The organism is Dysgonomonas sp. HDW5A (genome assembly GCF_011299555.1).
Lineage (GTDB): Bacteria > Bacteroidota > Bacteroidia > Bacteroidales > Dysgonomonadaceae > Dysgonomonas_A.
The window spans coordinates 3,248,939-3,270,466 of the sequence record NZ_CP049857.1; the positions used below are offsets into that span (position 1 = coordinate 3,248,939).

Annotated in this window: 17 protein-coding genes; 6 read left to right on the plus strand and 11 right to left on the minus strand. The window is 35.2% G+C overall.

Annotated elements, in window-relative coordinates; translation table 11 throughout:
- Positions 1-180 precede the first annotated feature (180 nt).
- The 6 genes from G7050_RS13630 to alaS all read right to left on the minus strand — a co-directional run bounded on the left by G7050_RS13630 (position 181) and on the right by alaS (position 7,992).
- The gene (locus G7050_RS13630; RefSeq protein WP_166116363.1) at positions 181-1,311 is read right to left on the minus strand and encodes a hypothetical protein; all 1,131 of its coding nucleotides are present in this window, start codon (positions 1,309-1,311) and stop codon (positions 181-183) included.
- Positions 1,312-1,479: 168 nt separating this feature from the next.
- On the minus strand, positions 1,480-2,259 hold the full coding sequence (locus G7050_RS13635) for a C40 family peptidase (RefSeq protein ID WP_166116365.1): 780 nt from the start codon (positions 2,257-2,259) through the stop codon (positions 1,480-1,482).
- A gap of 81 nt (positions 2,260-2,340) precedes the next feature.
- A complete protein-coding gene (locus G7050_RS13640; RefSeq protein WP_166116368.1) occupies positions 2,341-2,928 on the minus strand; it encodes a DUF1287 domain-containing protein in 588 nt (195 codons plus the stop codon).
- 115 nt (positions 2,929-3,043) lie between these two features.
- Positions 3,044-4,096, minus strand: a complete 1,053-nt coding sequence (locus G7050_RS13645) for an acyltransferase family protein (protein WP_166116370.1) — start codon at positions 4,094-4,096, stop codon at positions 3,044-3,046.
- 47 nt (positions 4,097-4,143) lie between these two features.
- Positions 4,144-5,199: an acyltransferase family protein gene (locus tag G7050_RS13650; RefSeq protein ID WP_166116372.1), complete on the minus strand. Its 1,056-nt coding sequence runs from the start codon at positions 5,197-5,199 to the stop codon at positions 4,144-4,146.
- Positions 5,200-5,379: 180 nt separating this feature from the next.
- Positions 5,380-7,992, minus strand: a complete 2,613-nt coding sequence (gene alaS, locus G7050_RS13655; protein ID WP_166117729.1) for an alanine--tRNA ligase — start codon at positions 7,990-7,992, stop codon at positions 5,380-5,382.
- 122 nt (positions 7,993-8,114) lie between these two features.
- Here alaS and G7050_RS13660 point away from each other — a divergent pair, with 122 nt between their 5' ends.
- The 5 genes from G7050_RS13660 to creD all read left to right on the plus strand — a co-directional run bounded on the left by G7050_RS13660 (position 8,115) and on the right by creD (position 12,031).
- Entirely contained in the window at positions 8,115-9,089 is a 975-nt protein-coding gene (locus G7050_RS13660) for a M23 family metallopeptidase (protein WP_166116375.1), read from the plus strand.
- A gap of 80 nt (positions 9,090-9,169) precedes the next feature.
- Complete coding sequence (locus G7050_RS13665; RefSeq protein ID WP_166116377.1) at positions 9,170-9,514, plus strand: MerR family transcriptional regulator; 345 nt, start codon at positions 9,170-9,172, stop codon at positions 9,512-9,514.
- A gap of 228 nt (positions 9,515-9,742) precedes the next feature.
- Positions 9,743-10,351 carry a hypothetical protein gene (locus G7050_RS13670; RefSeq protein WP_166116379.1) on the plus strand — a complete coding sequence of 203 codons (609 nt, stop codon included), beginning with the start codon at positions 9,743-9,745 and terminating at the stop codon, positions 10,349-10,351.
- On the plus strand, positions 10,351-10,650 hold the full coding sequence (locus tag G7050_RS13675) for a transcriptional regulator (protein WP_166117730.1): 300 nt from the start codon (positions 10,351-10,353) through the stop codon (positions 10,648-10,650). The genes G7050_RS13670 and G7050_RS13675 overlap by 1 nt, the downstream gene beginning before the upstream one ends.
- 55 nt (positions 10,651-10,705) lie before the next feature.
- Complete coding sequence (gene creD / locus G7050_RS13680) at positions 10,706-12,031, plus strand: cell envelope integrity protein CreD (protein ID WP_166116382.1); 1,326 nt, start codon at positions 10,706-10,708, stop codon at positions 12,029-12,031.
- Between the two features lie 81 nt (positions 12,032-12,112).
- Here the strand turns inward: creD and G7050_RS13685 are convergent, their stop codons facing one another.
- The 3 genes from G7050_RS13685 to rbr all read right to left on the minus strand — a co-directional run bounded on the left by G7050_RS13685 (position 12,113) and on the right by rbr (position 16,627).
- A complete protein-coding gene (locus G7050_RS13685; RefSeq protein ID WP_166116384.1) occupies positions 12,113-14,074 on the minus strand; it encodes a DUF3857 domain-containing protein in 1,962 nt (653 codons plus the stop codon).
- The gene (locus tag G7050_RS13690; RefSeq protein ID WP_166116387.1) at positions 14,071-15,909 is read right to left on the minus strand and encodes a DUF3857 domain-containing protein; all 1,839 of its coding nucleotides are present in this window, start codon (positions 15,907-15,909) and stop codon (positions 14,071-14,073) included. Before G7050_RS13690 ends, G7050_RS13685 begins: the two co-directional genes overlap by 4 nt.
- A 139-nt stretch (positions 15,910-16,048) precedes the next feature.
- Positions 16,049-16,627, minus strand: a complete 579-nt coding sequence (gene rbr / locus G7050_RS13695; protein ID WP_166116389.1) for a rubrerythrin — start codon at positions 16,625-16,627, stop codon at positions 16,049-16,051.
- 833 nt (positions 16,628-17,460) lie between these two features.
- Between rbr and G7050_RS13700 the strand changes: the two genes are divergently transcribed.
- Positions 17,461-18,456 (plus strand): class II fructose-bisphosphate aldolase, encoded by a 996-nt coding sequence (locus G7050_RS13700; RefSeq protein WP_166116392.1) that lies wholly within the window; start codon positions 17,461-17,463, stop codon positions 18,454-18,456.
- A gap of 107 nt (positions 18,457-18,563) precedes the next feature.
- On the opposite strand, the gene G7050_RS13705 is transcribed toward G7050_RS13700, so the two are convergent.
- Together G7050_RS13705 and hflX are read right to left on the minus strand one after the other, a co-directional pair.
- Complete coding sequence (locus G7050_RS13705) at positions 18,564-19,247, minus strand: S24 family peptidase (protein WP_166116394.1); 684 nt, start codon at positions 19,245-19,247, stop codon at positions 18,564-18,566.
- A gap of 897 nt (positions 19,248-20,144) precedes the next feature.
- Positions 20,145-21,365, minus strand: a complete 1,221-nt coding sequence (hflX, locus tag G7050_RS13710) for a GTPase HflX (protein ID WP_166116397.1) — start codon at positions 21,363-21,365, stop codon at positions 20,145-20,147.
- Between the last annotated feature and the right edge of the window lie 163 nt (positions 21,366-21,528).

The following is a 21,528-nucleotide window of genomic DNA, read 5'->3' on the forward strand; positions in this document are numbered from 1 at the left end:
GAAATTTTAGAAAATGAATCAAGCGAAATTTATTATTAAGGTCTCAGATCTTTTTATTGCTTTAGAAAGTGAAGGTATTTAAGCGTATTATGATTCTAAAGGGTATTTATTTATATCTAAAATATTTGCACAAAAAAAGTAGCATAATTAATCTTATGCTACTTCCTCTGTTTTTTTCTTTTATATCTTTTTCGTATATGCTCTTCTAGTCTTATGGTGTTCGGCATTAAAACCATCCCAGAGAGCCGAGACTTTATTGTTTTGTTCCAATTCTGGATTACTTTCAGCAAAATGGAAACCGCTTTTGTGTGCAGATGGAATAAAATCATTGAAAATCATTGCATTTACTCCTTTTCCCTGATATTCGGGTGCAATACCGATTAATAAGAGGTCAATTACTTTATTGCTTTTAAATTTCAGAGCCTTAAGCAGGTGATACCAACCTGTCGGGAATAATTTCCCTCCTGATTTTTGTAAAGCCAGTGATAAACTGGGCATTCCGATTCCAAAAGCAACAAGTTCGTCTGTTTCCTCCTTTATGATAAGAGAAACAATATCCCATCGAAGCAGGGGAACATACATCTTTACGTAATAATCAATTTGCTTTTGAGTAAGAGGTACAAATCCGTATAGTGGAGCATATGCTTCGTTCAGTAAGTTGAATACTTTATCAACATAAGGGGTTATCTGCTTTAAATTTTTGAATTTCAGAAGCTTTAATCCATATTTATTGGCAACTATATTGGCTATACGTTGATGTCTTTCGGGAACAGCTTTTGGAACGGGTATATAAAATTCGTGCCAGTCTACATCTTTTTCATATCCTATCCGCTCTATTTGATCTTTATAATATGGGTAACTGTAAGTTGTTGCCATAGTGGTTATTCTATCATAACCGAATACCAAAAGACCTTCGTGATCAAGATCGGTAAATCCCATCGGGCCTTGTATCGCATCCATTCCTTTATTGCGTGCCCATTCTTCTGCCGTATTGAAGAGTGCATCTACAACCTCATTGTCATCGATAAAATCAACAAAACCAAAACGTGCATGTTTTTGTTTCCATATTTCATTTGATCTGTGATTGATGATAGCTGCAATACGCCCAACGATTTTATCGCCTCTGTAGGCTAAAAAGAGTTGTTGCTCACAAAAGTCAAATGCAGGATTTTTACTCGAATCAAGAGTACCCAGTTCATCTAAAACTAAAGATGGTACATAATAGGGGCAATCTTTATACAGATTTATAGGGAATTTGATAAATTTCTTTTTAGATGCTTTATCACTTATAGGGACAATTCTTACCGACATTCTTTTTTTATAAATAATCAATAATTAAGTAAAACTACATAATTTATTATTACATTTTATCATAGTAACTATCTCCATTTGCTATGATTTCCAAGACAATAAAAGGATCCGAGACCTTACTGCTTTTCGACTTTGTGGCAAAGATAAGATTTTTTACTGAAAGTGAGTTTATACTCGTTTTATTGTTGAAAGAGTGTGTGTATAATTGCCAGACTCTTTGTTGTAAATTCCTTGTGAATCAATCGTGTCGATTCTGACTCTTCCCGAGGCATGTATGACTTTATTATTTCCTAAGAAAATTCCGACATGATTGATGCGATTATTCTTTTCGAAAAATAAAAGATCAGTAGGCTGTGCTTCCTCCAATGAATTTACTTTTGTACCTTCCAAAGCTTGCACTCTGGCATCCCGAGGTAGTAAAAAACCATTCAAAGAGAATACAACCTGTGCAAGTCCCGAGCAATCAATTCCCATTATGTTTTTACCTCCCCATAGATAAGGAGCATTAAGAAACAGCATAGCCGTAGCTATTATATTTTCGTTGCTGCTTTGAGGAAGATAAGTGACAAAAGTGGGGTGAATTTGAAAGACTTTTCCTCCAATTTCAAAATTACTTTTATCGATGTTGTAGCGTGGCAGTATACTTCCCGCAGATAGTCTGTATACTGTTTTATCAGTCATGCAGAATACGTCAGCTATAGGTACACATGTTCGAAATACCGGTCCGGTATTGATTTCGTTATAAGTTTCTTCATCTATTTCATACAAAACTTTAAAGTCTACCCAGCCTTGATAACCATCTCTGTAGTTCCTTATTTTGATGAATGAGCCTGCCTCTTCGGTTAATTCACAAGTGTCACCAAAAAGTAATTGACTCACCATTTCAGATGCTTCACTGGCTTCTGAACGAATGGGTAGAGCTGTATTTAAATAAATAGCATATTTCATATTCTGAAAAATATAATGACTGTAATTGTCTGTCTCTGTTTTGCTTACTCAAAGCAAGAAATAATTCTGCTAATTTAGACTTTATTTATACTGATAATGTCCTACGATTTTCCATGCAAAAAGCCTATCTTCTATAACCTGACCGCCTCCGATATTATGCACAATGAGGTGTCTTTTACCGTCTTTCGATTTTCTGTCGACCACTATACCTATATGTGCCAATCCATTATCGAGAGTCCACGATACTATATCTCCCGGCTGATAATCTTCCGCATTGGTGGATATCGGCTTTGCAATACCGTTGCGGGTGAAAAATGTTTCGAGATTATACACTCGGCGATGATCTATATTTGTATCTGTTTTTTTTAGTCCCCATTTTTTCTGGCTAGGGTATTTGCTGAAATTGGCTTTCATATCTTCATGTACCTTTTTCTGAAGATCTATGTTCATTTTACGATATGCCCTTATTACAACATCGGTACATACCCCTTTGTTTGCGGGAACATCTCCATTCGGATAAGGGATCGAGAAATAAGTAGGGTCGTACGTTACTTTTGACCTTGTTAAATCTATTGCTGCATCAGATAATTGATTGTAGAAATCCTTTTCTTGGGAGGATACCACAAAGCAACTGTAAAAGTATATAATTATAAAAAGTAATTTATTCATTATTCAGATATTAAAGTCTTAGACTTTTTTATACTGTGACAAAAATAATTGAAAAGCTTTTCTTGTACAAGAACAAAGATAGTTTCCAACTGCCAATGCAGTATATGTGTGTTATTTATTGTGTGATGCGTTTTAGTTTTACAAATAATGTGGATGCTTTTTGCTCAATAGAATCTAAAATAGGCTTGAATATGATTTGTCTTACTTTTTCTATACATGCACATAGTATAAATATAAGCATTGCCATTCCTATTAATGCCAGGCCAAAAAGTAGAGGGTTTGCTATTACATTATTTACTTGTTCAACAACACCTTTAATCAGTAAACGAGTGTCGGTCGTATCATGGATCATATATACTCCAAAGCATAATGGAGCTATTTTATTTATTATATTACTCTGTATTTTTATTTTTCTAAAAGTGTAAAAAAAGAAAATTGCTCCAAGGATAACCAGAGGGCATCCGTATGATACTAGCCGTTCTGCAGTATTTGTATAATTGATAGAGAGTAGGATATAAACAAGTAATAATGTCAGGAGAAAAGTGCATATATACAGAATCAAAGGTCTTTTAAGGTCTTTAATATATTTACCACAAAAACGGGCGATAATATATATTGACAGAAGGGTGAAAAAACTATGCCCACTACCCGAATAGAAATTATAACCCATTATTGGGTAACTACTATTTATATATACCAGAATAATGACAATAAGACCCGATTGGTATATGTTTAGAGATTCGATACCTTTATTGATGAAAGGCGATAATATATAAACGCCCAGAAAAGCATTTAAGAACCACCATTGTGCGTATGTTACAGGAAAAAAGCTATGAATGAAATCGGGTGTCGAGTAAGCTTCCTTAGCTATAAAACCATGATATATGATATAGGTGGCTACCGAATAGAAAGTTGCCTGTAAGATAAACGAAAGTAGTGTTTTTACCTTAAATTTAATACCATAATAACCGGAAATGAATACAAAACAATTTACTGCAATAATGGTAAAGATATTCAAAGATACAAGCAATGTACTTTTAGAAGGACTGCTATTTTGGCATCCATGTACAATCAGGTGATGTATAATAATCATAATCATCAGAACTATCCGTAACAGTTCTATATTTGATTCACGATTTTTAGTGTTAGTGTTGAGTGTTGAAGCCATAGTGATTTTACAGTTTATTTTCGAGTGTGACAGGCTCTGTTTGTTTATTAGGTGTCTATTTGATATGTTTCTATTTTCTTTGAAATATAATTTAATACTGGTTTGAATATAATTTGCCTTATTTTCTCGATACATGCACATATCGAAAATACAATTAGTGTTGTTAGTAATAGAATACCGATCATGGTAAAATTATTATCTATTTTACTGTTCATGCTCTTAATAAAAGTCATTATTGTAGTTTTTATTATTCCTGAGTCATGAAGTAGATAGATACCAAATGTGAGAGGAGCAATTTTATTTATTAATTTGTTTTTAATTTTAATTTTCTTGAAAAGGTAGAAAAATAAAGCTGCAGCTGCTATAATCCATATGCAGTTATATGCCATTAGTCGCCATGTGAGAAGTTGCCTGTCTTGACTAAAGCATGTGTATATTATGATAAAACTGATGAGGAAGACGGACAGGTATACAGGGAGAATGTTTTTTATTTCTGTAATGTATCTATGGCAATAGCGGGCTATAATATAAACTATTAATAAGTTGAAAAACGAATACCCGTCTTGTGTATAAAAATTATATCCGACCAAAGGATAACCTCCTCCTATAATAAACAGTAGGACTATAAGTATGATAGTTTGTTTTTTACTGATGTTTTCCAGCCCTTTGTTTATTATCGGTGATAGTATAAATAGTGCGATGTAGGCATTAAGAAACCACCAGTTTACATATGTGATGGGGAAGAAGCTTCTTCGGAGTTCTGAATATGATACCGGGCTATCATGTATTACACACTTTAACAAGTACAATGAAACAGAATAAAACAGAGCTTGTAGTACAAATGCAATTAATGTTTTTACTTTGAATTTTATACCATAAAATCCGGAGATAAATACAAAACAGTTAACAGCTATTATTGTAAATGTATTTAAGAATAGAAATAGGGCATCTTTATTTGTTTTCTGATAGTCTCCGGTACTTATAAGGCTTAAATCGCATCCATGCACAATCAGATGATGCATAATGATCATGAGCATAAGAACTATCCGTAGCAGTTCTATATTCGATTCCCGATTTTTAGCGTTAGTTAGTTCCTTCTCCATATTCTTCACCTTGTTGAGTGATGTGCTAACAAAATAAAACGATTCAATACTGGTTTATTTTATATTGAATCGTTTTAGTAATGCCTCCGATTTATTTATTACTTTTAATAGATATAAGTAAATCATTTTATAGTTTATATGCAATTTGAAAATTGCTATAAGACCAATTTCTAGATCGGTTTATTTTAACTTCTCTAAGATTTCATCCACAGCTTTAGCTAAGCCATCAGAATTTTTACCTCCTGCTGTCGCAAAATGTGGTTGTCCACCACCTCCGCCTTGAATGTTTTTTGCTGCTTCGCGTACAATAGTTGACGCATTTAATCCATGTGCAACAAGATCATCCGATAGCATCAGGGTGAGATTGGGTTTTTCGTCTATATCTGTTGCTCCTATGAACGCTGCATGCTCAGGGAATTCGCCTCTGATCTGAAATGCTATGTCTTTTACTATGTCAGCAGGCAAATGTCCTCTCAAAGTGAATATTTCGATGCCATTGACTATTTGTCTGTTCTTGATAGTAGACTCTTTTATCTGAATTGCCTTTTCTTTCATAAACTCTTCAATACGCTTTCGCATTTCAGCACTTTCGCTGAAGAATTTCTGGAATGCCTGAGTTAAGTTGGGGGCATTGTGCATCAAAGCCTTTAATTCGGTGATAATATCTTGTTGTGCATAGAAATATTCTTCGCATGCTTCGGCGGTAATTGCTTCGATACGTCTTACTCCGGCAGCTATAGAACTTTCGTTAATGATGCGAAACGAACCGATTCGCCCTGTTGATGAAATGTGAGTTCCCCCACAAAGCTCTACAGAATCGGCAAAACGAATTACACGAACTTCTTCGCCGTATTTTTCTCCAAACAGAGCCATTGCTCCCATTGCATGGGCTTCCGAAATAGGAATGTTACGAGCCTCATTCAATACAATGTTCTCTCTTATTTTAGCTGTTACAAAACGTTCTACTTTACGAATTTCCTCGTCAGTTAACTTTTGGAAATGCGAAAAGTCGAATCGAAGAACTGCCGGTGAAACAAAAGAGCCTTTTTGTTCAACATGTGTACCTAATACTTCACGTAATCCCTCATGTAATAAGTGAGTTGCCGTGTGATTACATTCTACAGCTGTTCTCCTTTCCGTATTGATACGAGCTACAAAATGTGCTGTAATATCTTTCGGTAATTTTTTTGTGATGTGTTCAGCCAGATTGTTTTCGCGTTTGGTGTCGATAATTTCTATCTTTTCATCATCACTGATTAACCAACCTGTATCACCGACCTGTCCACCCATTTCCGAATAGAAAGGAGTACGGTCGAGTACTATTTGATAAAATTCGTTGTTTTTTTGTTTCACCTGACGGTAACGGAGTATCTCAGCTTCGCATTGCGTGTAATCATATCCGATAAACTCCTGCTCGCCTTCACGTATCACAATCCAGTCGCCGGTTTCTACAGCAGCAGCATTGCGGGCACGGTCTTTTTGCTTTTGCATTTCAGCTTTAAAGCCTTCTTCATCAACACTCATATTATTTTCACGTAATATAAGTTCAGTTAAGTCAAGAGGAAATCCGTATGTATCGTATAAAGTAAAGGCATCAAGACCTTTTAAAACTGTTGAGTTGTTAGCTCTTGTTTCAGCAATTTGTCTATCCAATAACTTTATACCGGTATCCAATGTGCGTAGGAACGATTCTTCTTCTTCCTGAATATCTCTAATAATAAGCGTTTTTTGCTGATATAGTTCAGGGTAAGCCTCGCTCATTGTTTCGATAAGGGTAGGGATCAGCTTATACATAAATGCTTTGTGCTGATTAAGGAAAGTATATCCATAACGAACAGCACGGCGAAGAATACGACGAATTACATATCCGGCTTTGGCATTCGAAGGTAATTGCCCATCGGCAATAGAAAAAGCAATCGTGCGGATATGGTCTGCGATAACTCGCATAGCTATATCTTTCTTCTCGTCCTCACCATATGTACTGTCGGTTAACTCTCCGATAGCTTTGATTAATGGTTGAAATACATCTGTATCGTAGTTTGAAGTTTTACCTTGTACAGCCATGCAAAGACGCTCAAATCCCATACCTGTGTCTATAACTTTAGCAGGAAGTTCTTCAAGAGATTTGTCAGCTTTACGGTTAAATTGCATGAAAACAAGATTCCATATTTCGATAACATCAGGATCTTTGTTCACCAATAATGCACCGTCAACTTTGGCGCGTTCTTCGTCGGAACGTATATCGATGTGTATTTCGGAACAAGGACCGCAAGGACCTGTATCGCCCATCTCCCAGAAGTTATCTTTTTTATTTCCATTTATAATGCGTTCTTTAGGTAGGTATTGTACCCAGAAATCGGCAGCTTCGTCGTCGCGAGAAAGTCCCTCCTCGGGTGATCCCTCAAAAACAGTTACATATAGTCTTTCTTTGTCCAGTTTCAGAACTTCAGTCAGATATTCCCATGCCCAAGCAATAGCTTCTTCTTTGAAGTAATCGCCAAAAGACCAGTTCCCCAACATCTCAAACATAGTGTGGTGATAGGTATCGTGACCTACTTCTTCTAAATCATTGTGCTTTCCACTTACGCGTAAACATTTTTGAGAATCCGCTACTCTAGGATATTTAATAGGTGCATTGCCCAAAATGATGTCTTTAAATTGATTCATACCGGCATTGGTAAACATCAATGTGGGATCGTCTTTAATCACCATAGGAGCTGAAGAAACAATCTGATGTCCTTTAGACCTAAAAAATTCTTTGAATGAATTGCGGATTTCTTTAGAAGTCATGATATTTATAACTATGTATTTTGTTTTACAGATTCTTAATAAATAATAGCTTGCAAAAATAAGCTAAAAACTTTACTTTTGTGCCCATCTCAGCGAATAAAATTGAGGTGACTTTATCTTAAAGAATGGCAAAAAAGGTATTTTATATATATAATTCACAATCGCTGACGTATGAGCGAGTCTATCCGAGCCTGGGAAAAAAAATATTTATAATCATTCGTAATCTTTTAGGGGGCATTATCTTGGGAGCTTTAGGCTTTTGGGCACTAATGTATTATGTACTGGATTCTCCCAAAGAGATGGAATTGAAAAAAGAAAACCGCTTAATACGTACACAATATAATGTATTGTCCAAAAGAATGGATAATATCTCCGAAGTGTTAAAGGATATCCAACAGCGAGATGATAATATGTACAGAGCCATTTTCCATGCCGAGCCTATTGCTTCTGCAATACGTAACTCAACGGCGGGAGGAATCGGAAGATACGATTATCTGATGGAATTATCCAATCCGGATCTGATTGTTCAGACCTCTAAAAAAATAGATCTTATCTCGAAGCAATTATATGTACAGTCTAAATCTTTTGATGAGATACTAGATTTATCGAGACAGCAAAAAGACCGTTTGCAGCACATACCCAGTATACAGCCTGTAGCGAATAAAGATCTTTCGCGTGTAGCTTCGGGTTATGGTACGCGTATCGATCCTGTGTATGGTACTCTAAGATTCCATGCCGGAATGGACTTTACGGCTAAGGAGGGTACCGATATTTATGCAACAGGCGATGGTGTAGTAACTTGGGCTGAATGGCGGCAGGGGTATGGTAATTGTATTATCATCGATCACGGTTATGGTTTTGAAACATTATATGGTCACATGAGTTCGTATATTGCTAAGCGAGGTCAGCAGGTGAAACGTGGCGAGCTTATAGGTAAAATAGGAAGTACAGGTAAATCAACAGGTCCTCACTTGCATTACGAGGTGCACGTGAAGGGTAAACCCGATAATCCTGCGAAGTACTACTTTATGGATCTTACTCCTGAAGAATACGATAAGATGTTGCAGATTGCAGCGAACCATGGTCAGGTAATGGATTAAAGTCGATTGTTGAGATTTAGCTATCATTGTGAGGTTTGATTTTGAATTTATCATTTAACTTTGTCTTTTGACTTAAAAGTATGATAGACTTTAGTAACAATAAGAAATTGTATTTTACCATAAAAGAAGTAGCTAACCACTTTAAAGTGAATGAGTCACTTCTTCGTTTCTGGGAAACCGAGTTTAAAGAAATTAAGCCTCGTAAAACTCCCGGAGGTGTACGTCAGTATACCCGAGAAGATATTGAAGCTATCGAACTGGTTTATTCTTTGGTTAAAAACAAAGGGTTGACTCTCGAAGGGGCAAGGCAGACTCTTAAACTGAAAAAAGATGAGGAAACACGTCGCATTGATTTGATTCACAGATTGGAGGATATCAAAAAAGAGCTTAATGACTTGAAAGAAGGTTTAGAGAGTATATCATAAGCCTTACATCATAATAATTATAGAGCAGTAGAAATGAAAGTTTCTGCTGCTTTTTCTTTTTTAAGCTCACACAACTATTTATCTCTTTGGTAAGGAAAACAGCCATAGAAAATTATCCCCCTTTAATGTATCGTTAAATATTTTCTTTGACTGACTAAAAAAAAGAATCTGATTTTATTGCACAATCCAAATTAAAGTATCTACTTTGTAATTCAAAGTGAAAAATATATGGATAGCAATATTGATGATTTAAGATACATTCGTTCTACAATGGAACGTTCGACTAAATTCCTTTCGTTGAGTGGAATATCAGGAGTCGTTGCAGGTTTAGTTGCTCTCTGTGGTGCTTTTATTGCCTATCTTATAATGACAAGATCGTTTGCTGTAACAGGTATTATCATATATGATCTTCTTATTCTGGCTGCTATTGTTTTGGTTTGTGCATGCTCGGTTGGGATCTATTTTTCAGTACGGAAAGCAAAGAAAATGGGAGCTAAGTTTTGGACTCCGGTTACTTTTCAATTGATAAAAGATGCAGGTGTTCCGCTCGTTGTGGGAGGTCTGTTCAGTTTGATATTGGTATATCAAGGCTATTTCGGAATGACAGCATCTACGATGCTTATCTTTTATGGTATTGCATTGATTAATGCAGGAGCAAGAACGTATCGGGATATTAAAATACTGGGAGCCTGCGAAATCGTGTTGGGTTTGCTGGCAGGTATATTCATCGGAAACGGGCTGATATTGTGGGCAATGGGATTTGGTGTTTTACATATTGTGTATGGCATTGTGATGTACATGAAGTATGATGCAAAATCAGATAAAGCAAATGGATGATGAAAGATATAATATCAGGTCTAAATAAGATATTTGATAGCAGGATACGCTTGGGTATTATGTCGGTATTGGTTGTAAATGATAGTGTCGATTTTAATACTATCAAAGAGTTGCTCGAAGTGACTGACGGTAATTTGGCAAGCCATCTTAAGGCTTTGGAAAAAGAGGAGGTGATTGCTGTGAAAAAACAGTTTGTCGGGCGAAAACCAAATACCTCATATAGTGTTACCGATCACGGGCGGAAGCTATTTCAGGAACATATTGATGCACTCGAAAAATTAATTAATCCTTTAACGTAAATTTTTTTTAATTACACACTTTGAATTTCAAAGTTCTTTTAAATTATAAAGCAATATGGAAACTTCTAAATCATTTTTTCAAAAACATTCAGTAATCGTAAAGATTAGTATGATCGCAGTTTTAACTTTATTGATGCTTATACCTGTAAACATGGTACAATCGTTGATAAGAGAGCGGGAGGAAAATAAAACAATTGTGCAGGAAGAAATCAGCGATAAGTGGGGTGGGCAGCAACGTTTAGTTGGACCTGTACTTGTTTTGCCTTATAAGACAAGAATTGCCGAAGGAAATCCGATAGTTGTGAAATATGCTTACTTTTTGCCCGATGAGTATAGCATAGAGGGTGAGATAAAACCCGAAGAACGTTCTCGGGGAATATATCAGGTTTTATGCTATCAATCGCTTATGCAGGTTAGGGGAAAGTTCAATTTTCCTGATTATGAAAAACTCAATTTGAGTGCCGACCAGATACAATGGGAGGATGCTTTTTTATTAGTCGGAGTTCCGGCATTACAAGGAATCAAAAATAAAATAGATTTCAATGTGAATGGAAAGTCCCTTGATATATTAGCCAGTGTTGCTCCGAATGATTTAATGAACTCGGGTCTGACAGTGAAAATGCCCTTAAATCCTACAGATATCAAGGAGGCTTATAACTTCAATTTCGATTTGGCTTTGAACGGAACTGACGGACTTTATTTTGCGCCTATCGGGAAGCATACAAGCATACATATGAAATCTGAGTATAAAACGGTAACCTTTATAGGTGACTTTTTACCTAATAGTCGAAAAATAGATCAATCGGGATTTGATGCTCAATGGGAGATTTTCGATTATAATAGAAATTACGCTCAAATGTGGATAGGGCAAAATTCGGGTATCAGTGATTCATTATTAGGCATGGATTTATTACTACCTGTCGATCAGTATCAAAAGACTATGCGTTCGGCTAAATATGCCATTATGTTTATAGTGCTCACTTTCGTTGTCTTTTTTATGGTTGAATTACTGAACAGAAAACGCATACACCCCGTTCAATATTTGTTGGTAAGCTTTGCTCTGGTATTGTTCTATAGCTTGCTTCTGGCATTGTCCGAATACATTGGCTTCGAATGGTCATATCTGATATCGGCATTAGCTATTGTATCGCTTATTACCTCTTATTCGTATTCGATATTTAAGTCAAATAAACAAGCATCTTTTATGGGAGTATTCCTGTGTATATTGTATGTTTTCTTATACGTAATTCTTCAACTAGAAGATATGGCTCTGTTATTGGGAAGTACAGGATTATTTATAACACTGGCAATAGTAATGTATGTATCTCGTAAAGTCGATTGGTATAAAGAAGATGATAGGGTAGAGCAGTCTCTAAACTGATACAATATTAAAACAATAGAAAAGAGGCGGATGAATAACATCCGCCTCTTTTTATTCATATAAGCATCGTGTTTGAAATCTTTATTCTTTTACCAACACAATCATATCGGAAAACTGTTTAATAATCTCTGCATACGAATACTTTAAACGTGCGTAATCTTTAGCATCGTATAAGTTTGTATTGAAGAAATATTTCGCAGATACTTCTATCTTATTATCTACCTTCTTTGTGTTGTAATTTATGGTCATTAAGCGACTATCGTGAGTAAGCTCTTTGGGCAGATATTCTACTTTATAACCTTCGGGAATTTCTATTTCTGATTTATATTCTACGTTACGTAAATAGATAAGATCAATAGGAAGTGTTCGTGTGGTTTGCTTGAACATATTATCCGAAACAGACAGATTACAGAAAGGATGAATGAATAACTTACCCGAAGCACTTTCGAAAGAGGTACTTGAATTAAATGAGAAGCTAAAGGGTTTATTCATTTCCGAATAATTGATAACGGTAAGGCTGTCCTCGATATTCACGTTGTTATTTTTCTTAAAATAGTCTACCAGATTATCATTTTTACCATCGTAAGTATTGCGGAATTGATAAGCATCTTGCCCCGAAAGTATATATTCGATATTTACCTTCAATAATTGTTGCTGAGGTAATACTTTAATCTTAAACACCTTTTGAGTCTTTGCAACTTCTTTTTGGGTTGTAACAATCCATTCTTCGGTTTTAGGTTTAACTACTAGTGCTTCAACATTGGTACACCGTATAGGTAACTCGTCAAAATAACGAAGAGGCTCGGTTGCATCAACAAAATATTTTTGTCCGCCTATTTCAATTTGGGCAATTACATAATTTAGAAATTGCTGAAACGGATGGCTTTTACTTACAGCACCATGGTTTCGGGTACTTAAAACAACCGGATTGACCGTTATATTGGCAGCTTTAAGTAATCCGATCAGGTATAAATTGATATCTGCCGAATTACCGCTTTTTGCTTTTAGGAAAGTAGATAAATTATCGGTTGCAAATTTGCCATTCGTTTCATCCCATTTATACATGGTTTTTACGTATTGGGTAATTTCAATTGCTTGTTCCAGTTGCGATTTATTAGCAAGATCAAGTGTCGGCAACAGTTTCTTTCCTTCTTTTTCGCTGTTCTTTATATATTTGCCAAAATCGTCTCTTTTTAAGAAGTCATCGCAAAGAGCAGGCCATGTTGATATATAATTTTGAAAGCCCCCATTTGGAAAATAAATTTTAGAAATCTGGAAATTTATACTTACCATATAGTCTTCCTCTGCACTGATAAATTCTTCATCCCTGAATGCAGGGAGGTTTTTCATACCAAAGGAGTAAATTTTTTCCTGATAAAGCAGAGATCCGAATCTTATATCCTGATTTTTTGTGACAGAATCAAATTCATCGAATTGCTTTACGCCCCGTACTATGTAAGTATATTCGTAATAAGGAATTGCCTTGTAGATAAGCTTGCTGTGTATAACAGGTATTTTTTGTTGGAACTCCCATTTCCGCATATGAAAGAAAAAGGGTGTGACAATGTGGTATTTATATTCTATGACGGAACCTTCTCTAACATCGGGCAGTGCGATTTTGAGGATAGATACATCGTTGTTTATTTTTTCTTCAAAAACCTTTTTAGTATTAAGAACTGTTTTGGTTGGCTTTCCGTTTTCGTTATTGTATACGGTTGCTTCTATATCAATAATAGACTCAACATCTCTGCCATCTTTATAAAAAGGAATTTCTATCTGTGCATATTTTGTTCCCGCAGCCTTTAATATTTTTATTTTGGTTCGGGTCTCCATGTGCAGAAGAAACCCTTTTGTATCGTCTCCTTGAAAATAATTAGTACCGATGTCATATATAACTACCGCCTCTGCTTCGGGGTCGGCTGCATATTCAGTCATAGATGCTTCGTACTGGGTAATTTTGCCATATTCTTCCGAATAGTTTTCCTGAGCCTTGCTAAATAATGGAGCGATAGCCACTAAAACACAAAGGATTATTTTTCTCATAGTACTTCTATATAATAATTTTTAATTTCGAGATTTCTAAGTTGCTGAATAAATTCATAAAACTTGCCATATTCGGCAAGAGGATAGTTACCCGCTTTTATCAGCATCGATTTATAAACCGTCAGTTGATTGTCTTTTGCTTTAAACTGTAAGATATAGTGTCCGTAAGGCGTTATTATCTGTACGTTTGAGGGAACTTTGCTGATAGTTGTATTCGGTATATCATACACAAGGCTGTCTTCGTAATATTGGGGATAGTCAATCTGAACATCCTGTTTCCTTTTATCCGGGATTTCATAAAAAGGAACCTTTAAAGAATAAGGTGTTATTGATATGTTATTTCCGAATTTCTTGGAAACGCTGTGCATCCGGCATTGTACATCCAATTGTATTTGAGCACTATCTCTCGAAGTTTTTATAAAATCGAAGTTTATCAAATCAAATGAGCCTGTAAGTATATTGTTTCGCATGTATTTGTCTACAACGTTTTTGTTGATGTTTTTTGACAGGTAATTAGAGCTCTCATATTCTTCGCCCCGACGGGTTATCAACATCGCTATATTTGCCGAATTGTCGTTGTTCAATGTTGTTTTTATACTACGATTGCATAATACGTCTACTGGCTTTTGGGCAGGAACGGAAATCAGTTTGCTGTTATTTTCCGTTATAAGCAATGCCTTTCTGTTTTGTATCGAAGAATGTATGTATCCAAATGGTAGATTATTGGTTGTACATTCTAAAAAAGTGGTATCCTTACCAAATGGAATGGACAGGATAACGTGATTGAAGTCCTGAGAAGCAAAAACAGGATCGATTTCTTCGACCTCATCAGACATATTGATAAGTGTATAATAGGATGGTATGCCTGCATATTTTAATATCGCTTTCATGTAATTGGTCAGCGCTTTGCAATCTCCATAACGATTGGTCGCGACATATTCGGCGGGGTGGGTTTGAAGCCCACCGACATTTAACGTTACATTGATATAGCGGTTATAGTCTTGAAGATAATGATAAAGTATTGTGGCTTTATCTCTATCATTTGTAACCCCTTCGATAAGCCCGTCTATTTTTTTTGTTTCAGATTCGGGAAGTTGATCTCTGTTTGCATTTAAGCGATATATCCAGTTTCCGAAAGTCTGCCAGTTTTCGAAACTGCCACTTACACCGTAAATAAAGTTTAGGGGAACGATTTCCAATAAAGGAGCATTGCTGTTGTTTACAGAAGCATTCATTTCCCTTAGTAAGGGTTCGTAACCGAATTGCCAGGTGTAACGTATTGTTTGTAAGCTTGTTTCTTTCTGAGGAGCATCTATGTTTTTTTGTTTGTATTTTATCGGCTGGTCTTCGGTCGTTTCGACCGTAATCTTAGCATTTTTTATTTTCAGCCTTTTGTTTCTGTAATCGTATGATGCTATCTGAACAAACTTATTTAAAGTGAGTTTGTATGAATATATAACTCTGTATGGGTATTGATTGTGCTTTAGTTCAAATTCTTTAACAAAATCGTCTTCATAGAGCGATATATCAGAAATAGAACTCCGATCTAATATTTCTTTACTTTTTAGTTTGCGGATAATATTACCCGACATGTCTTCAATCCAAGCATCGCCAACGGATAGTTTGTCTCCTTTCGAATAGGCTATCTGTATTGCTGCGTCATTATCGCCATCCCTGTTATTTATCTGTATGATAATGGTATCATTTATTGTTAACTTATTATCTTTTATTTGTCGATGAGATATTAAACTTACAATTTCGCTCGATGGTAATTCGTCCGATTTGGCAATATTTATCAATAATATTAAACAAAATAAGGTTAGTATTAACCGCATAAAAATAGATATTAAGTTATTTTTGCAAATGTAGTTAATAAAGTAATATTGTGAAGCGGTAATCATGTATTATAAAGGAAAAAGTTTGCCTTCACAGGGTGAGGGCAAACTTTTATATTAATGAAAGGCTCTGCTCAAATTAGAAATTCCATTTAAGAGGCTCAAAGTATGCTTGTGGATGCAAACATGCCGGACATTGTTTAGGTGCAGTTTTGCTTTTGATTACAAAGCCACAATTGATACATTGCCATTCGATAGGTTCTTCGCGCATAAATACTTCTCCGCTTTCAACTCTGGCAAGAAGTGCTTTGTAGCGATCTTCGTGCATGTTTTCGACCTTAGCGATCATGCGATACATTACTGCAATTTGTTTAAAGCCTTCGGCTTCTGCGATATCTGCAAATGCAGGGTAGTCTTGTGCCCATTCTTCGTGTTCTCCGGCAGCAGCTTCTATTAAATTTTCGGCTGTAGTACCGATTCTTCCTGCAGGATAAGAAGCGGTAATTTCTACCATACCACCTTCCAGATACTTGAACATACGTTCAGCATGCTCTTTTTCTTGTTCGGCAGTTTCCATAAAAATGGCTGCAATCTGTTCAAAACCTTCGTTTTTAGCAGCTTTGGCAAACATGGTGTAACGCATTCTTGCTTGAGATTCTCCTGCGAATGATTTTAAAAGACATTTTTCGGTTTCTGTGCCTTTAATACTCTTTTCCATAATAGTTTATAGTTTTAGTTATTTTATTTAGTTGATCAGTTTTTATAATAACTAATGTGATAATCTGTAGATGAATACAGTCTTAAGTCTTTCTGGTTGATAGTGATAAAGTTACCAAATTATGATGGAGGAAAAAAACGAGTTTCTGATTCTGAAAAGTCTGTTTAGATTGTCGTGAAAATAAGTCCTACTAATTCAGATGATTAGCAGGACTTATTTATTTCTGTTTCAGGCCTAATTTATAATTGGTCTAAGTTAAGGTTTGAGACCTTTTTATATTCTTCTTATTAATCTATATCCAAAGATAATAACGTGAACGGTGCTTAATGTTATTGCAAAACCGGCGAAAGTTTGATCTTGGTCGAAACCTATTGCATATTGATGCCAAACTGATATAACAATAAGTATCGTAGATAATGCTATACTTGATAGGTTGATAATATTGTTTTCTCTAGTTCTGAATACCTTTTTATTTTTGCTTGCATTTTTACGACCATACGATGTGTATCGTTTTTATAGTTGAGATTTTAATAAACCTAATAACCCTCTTATCATCTGACGGTTTGCCTTGAAGGGGGGATTCAGACTGAACTTTGTATCTGATTTTCTGTTATAATAACAGATTCGTACAAAGATGAAGATTGTTATATAAAGCGCCAATACCATCAATATGGTATATTCCTCTACTCTAAGAGTGTTTTATTTATGGGTGAACTTGATGGCTGATTCTTTATTTTTGCTATGCCCAAAGCTGTTTTATTCATATTTATTTTTTACTTTTGTAGAAGAGTATTAAATATTCAATCAATAATTATTATAATAAAATTAAAACAATGGTAAGTTACAAAGAATTAGGTCTTGTTAACACAAGAGACATGTTCGCAAAAGCAGTAAAAGGCGGATATGCAATCCCTGCGTTCAATGTTAATAATATGGAGCAGTTGCAGGCTATCGTTCAAGCTGCATCTGAAACAAAATCGCCAGTAATCGTACAGGCTTCTAAAGGAGCACGTCAGTACGCTAACCCAATTTTATTGCGTTATATGCTTCAAGGAGCTGTTGAGTACGCTAAAAGCTTAGGTTGGGAAAAACCTCAAATCGTACTTCACCTTGACCATGGTGATACTTTCGAAACTTGTAAAGACTGTATCGATTCAGGTTTCTCTTCAGTAATGATCGATGGTTCACACCTTCCATACGAAGAAAACGTTGCTCTTACTAAAAAAGTAGTTGAATACGCTCACCAATTTGACGTAACTGTTGAAGGCGAACTAGGTATTTTAGCAGGAGTTGAAGATGATGTTGTTGCAGAACACCACACATATACTAAACCTGAAGAAGTTGTTGATTTTGCTACCAGAACAGGTTGTGATTCTTTAGCTATTTCAATCGGTACTTCTCACGGAGCTAATAAATTTACTCCAGCACAATGTACTAAAGATGCTAATGGCGTGCTAATTCCACCTCCATTGCGTTTCGATGTACTAGAAGCTTGTGAAAAAGAACTTCCAGGTTTCCCTATCGTATTACACGGTGCATCTTCAGTTCCACAAGATCAAGTTGCTATAATTAACAAATACGGTGGTGCATTGAAAGATACTATCGGTATTCCAGAAGAACAACTACGCAAAGCTGCTGCTTCTGCTGTATGTAAAATCAATATCGACTCTGATAGCCGTCTAGCTATGACTGCTGCAGTTCGTGAAGTATTTGCTACTAAACCAGAAGAATTTGATCCACGTAAATATCTTGGACCAGCTCGTGACAATATGAAAAAATTGTACAAACACAAAATCGAAGCTGTGTTAGGTAGTGCAGGTAAAGCATAATTGTATAAATAAGTACAATAAACAGAAAAGGGTTTCAAATTTATTTTGAAACCCTTTTCTATTCTCTTTACTCTCTTGATTTGAGTGCTTACAGTAGCCTGTTTCTATTACACCAGACAGTTGTAGCGTATGCAAACTTTGACGAGCCCCATGCGTCTTATATTTTTTTTCAATATATCTTGTGGCGGATATATCGGGTTATGGCTACGAAGGCTTACATAGTCTTCTCCGAGCTCCGATTGATGTATATACTTTAGAGTTAAATAATTTTCATCTTCTTCGCGGGATATGTCCATAACATACATCTCTCCCCAATATATATTATTTACATCCGCTATTCTTTTATAACAAACAATATCACCCGTTCTTAATATGGGGTACATTGTATCTGTATGAATATATAAGGCAGCATCGCAGTTAGGCATATGAGGAATTAATAATGCTGATTCGGAATCTTTAGCCCCATTGTACACCGGATGGCTTGAGTTCGTAATAGTATCCAATGTGTAAACGGGTATAGGACAAGATTCATATTCAGAACTTGATTTTGAATCAGATTCATAAACGAGTCCTTGTTTTAACATATTTCCTCTTCCTGTTATTAACCAAAGTAGATCAATTTCGGGATAAGTACTTATTATTTTTTCTAACAATAGATCTGAAACACTAGCACTTAGCTTGTCTTTGTCTAAGAATCCTCTTTTGATATTAGTTTCGTTAAGAAAAGTGGTTTTGGTTATTCCCTTAAAATCAATAAAATGTAGAATACGGTCTTTAGTTGTTAAATGCATATGGAAGTTGCGTTTGTTTGTTCTGTTATAAACATCTGTGCAAAAATAGCGAAAAATAATTTAACTATAAAGAGTGCATGTCTATAAATGTTAACTAATATTGTTGTTTTGTTGTTTTGTTTTTCTTCTGTGTTTTTAGATTATTTCCAGTTTTTCAATCTCTTTTGTTTTTCTGGTTTTTTATTTTTACTAATATTGTTGGTTTGTTTTTAATCTATAATACTGTTTTATAGAGGTAAATGTTCTTTTTTGTTTGGTGTTGTATTTTATTTCAGATATTTCACTATGAATCTTGTTATGTTACTATAAAAAGTGTATTTTTGCCAAAGAGAGAATAATTATACATAAGAAATAGTCATTTAGGAGTTTTAGTATATATTTTTTTTACTTTTTTATTTTAATAGAGTATTTGTTATATATAGTTTGACAATAGAACGATATTTTGGATAAATTTCTTCTCCGATTGATACAGTATAAAAAATAGTAGTAAAAAATATAAACTACTGGAAAGGAGAGTTACAAATATCAGTGATTGATATAAGATCTAGTAGTAAATAGAGGGTTGTGTTGGTAAGTAAATCTATAGTCGTTGTTCTGTTAAATCCTAACATTATTTACCAAATCATAACTGTATAGCAGTGAGGTGTAGTGATTACACTTCACTGTTTTCTTGTTAGATTTAGGCCTTATATATTTTTCTTTAAATCCTTCTTTATAAACAGATATCATTATGTTCTTGTTCAATGCAGATTTATTTATTTTTAGTGTGTATAAAAGTAGTGGTTCTGAAAAGTTGTAACAGCGTTTAAGAGAACCGAAAAAAATATTTTGTAAAATATAAAACAGGGCAGTTATTTATAAAATAACTGCCCTGTTTTGCTTTATTTAATTCTGAAATTAAATTTCTTCTTCATCATACTTTTGAAATAAGAAATCATTATACGGATAACGTTCTACATGAATTTCCTTAATTCGGTCATATAGCATTTGTTTCAACTCATCAATATTGGTTTTGTTGGTTGCCGATATAAATATGCAATTGTTGTTTAATTTTGCCATCCATGTTCTGCGTAACTCTTCCAGTGATACATTTGCTCGGGTTGAAGGTGTCAAATCATCTTCGTCCTTTTTAATGTATGTAAATGCATCAATTTTGTTGAATACCAAAATCGTAGCTTTTTCTTCTCCATCTATTTCTAAAAGAGTTTTTTCTACAATTTCTATTTGCTCTTCGAAGTTGGGGTGAGAAATATCTACAACATGAACTAACAGATCGGCTTCACGTACTTCATCCAATGTCGATTTGAATGATTCCACCAGATGGGTTGGCAATTTGCGGATAAACCCAACCGTATCCGATAATAAGAACGGAAGGTTGTCTATGATAACTTTGCGAACGGTAGTATCCAAGGTTGCAAATAATTTATTTTCAGCGAAAACCTCAGACTTGCTAAGCATAGTCATTATGGTCGATTTTCCAACGTTGGTGTATCCGACAAGAGCTACACGCACCATTTTACCTCTGTTCTTTCTCTGAACCATCATTTGCTTGTCAATGGATTTTAATTGCTCTTTCAAATCGGCAATCTTATCCTGGACTATACGACGGTCGCTTTCGAGCTGAGTTTCACCTACACCACGCATCATGGCTCCACCACCTCTTTGTCTGTCTAAGTGAGACCACATACGGGTAAGGCGGGGTAGGAGGTACTGGTATTGTGCTAATTCTACCTGAGTTTTGGCATATGCTGTTTGAGCACGCATTGCAAATATATCAAGTATAAGGCTGGTTCGATCCAGAATCTTAACTTGTAATTCTTGTTCGATATTGCGTATTTGTTTGGCCGAAAGTTCATCATCGAAAATTACTAATCCGATTTCATTTTCTTCCATATATTGCTTGATCTCCTGTAGCTTTCCTGTTCCTACAAAAGTCACCGCATTGGCATGTTCTAGTTTTTGTGTAAATTTCTTTACCGGCTCGGCTCCTGCGGTCTCAGCTAAAAAAGCCAATTCGTCCAAGTATTCGTTTACTTGTTCTTCGGTTTGTTGTTGAGTGATAAGACCTACCAGAATGGCTTTCTGATTCTTTACACTTAATATCATTGAATCGATCATCTATCTTACTTAAATTATGTGGTTAATTGACTGTTTTTTTGTAATCGGTGATACTTTTATATCACGAGCTGTGTAGCGACAAGATTCGCATCTTATCCTTTGTAATCTTTTGGAAAAGAATAGATCTACCAAATCTTAAAATTAAACTTCATGTCAATTATTA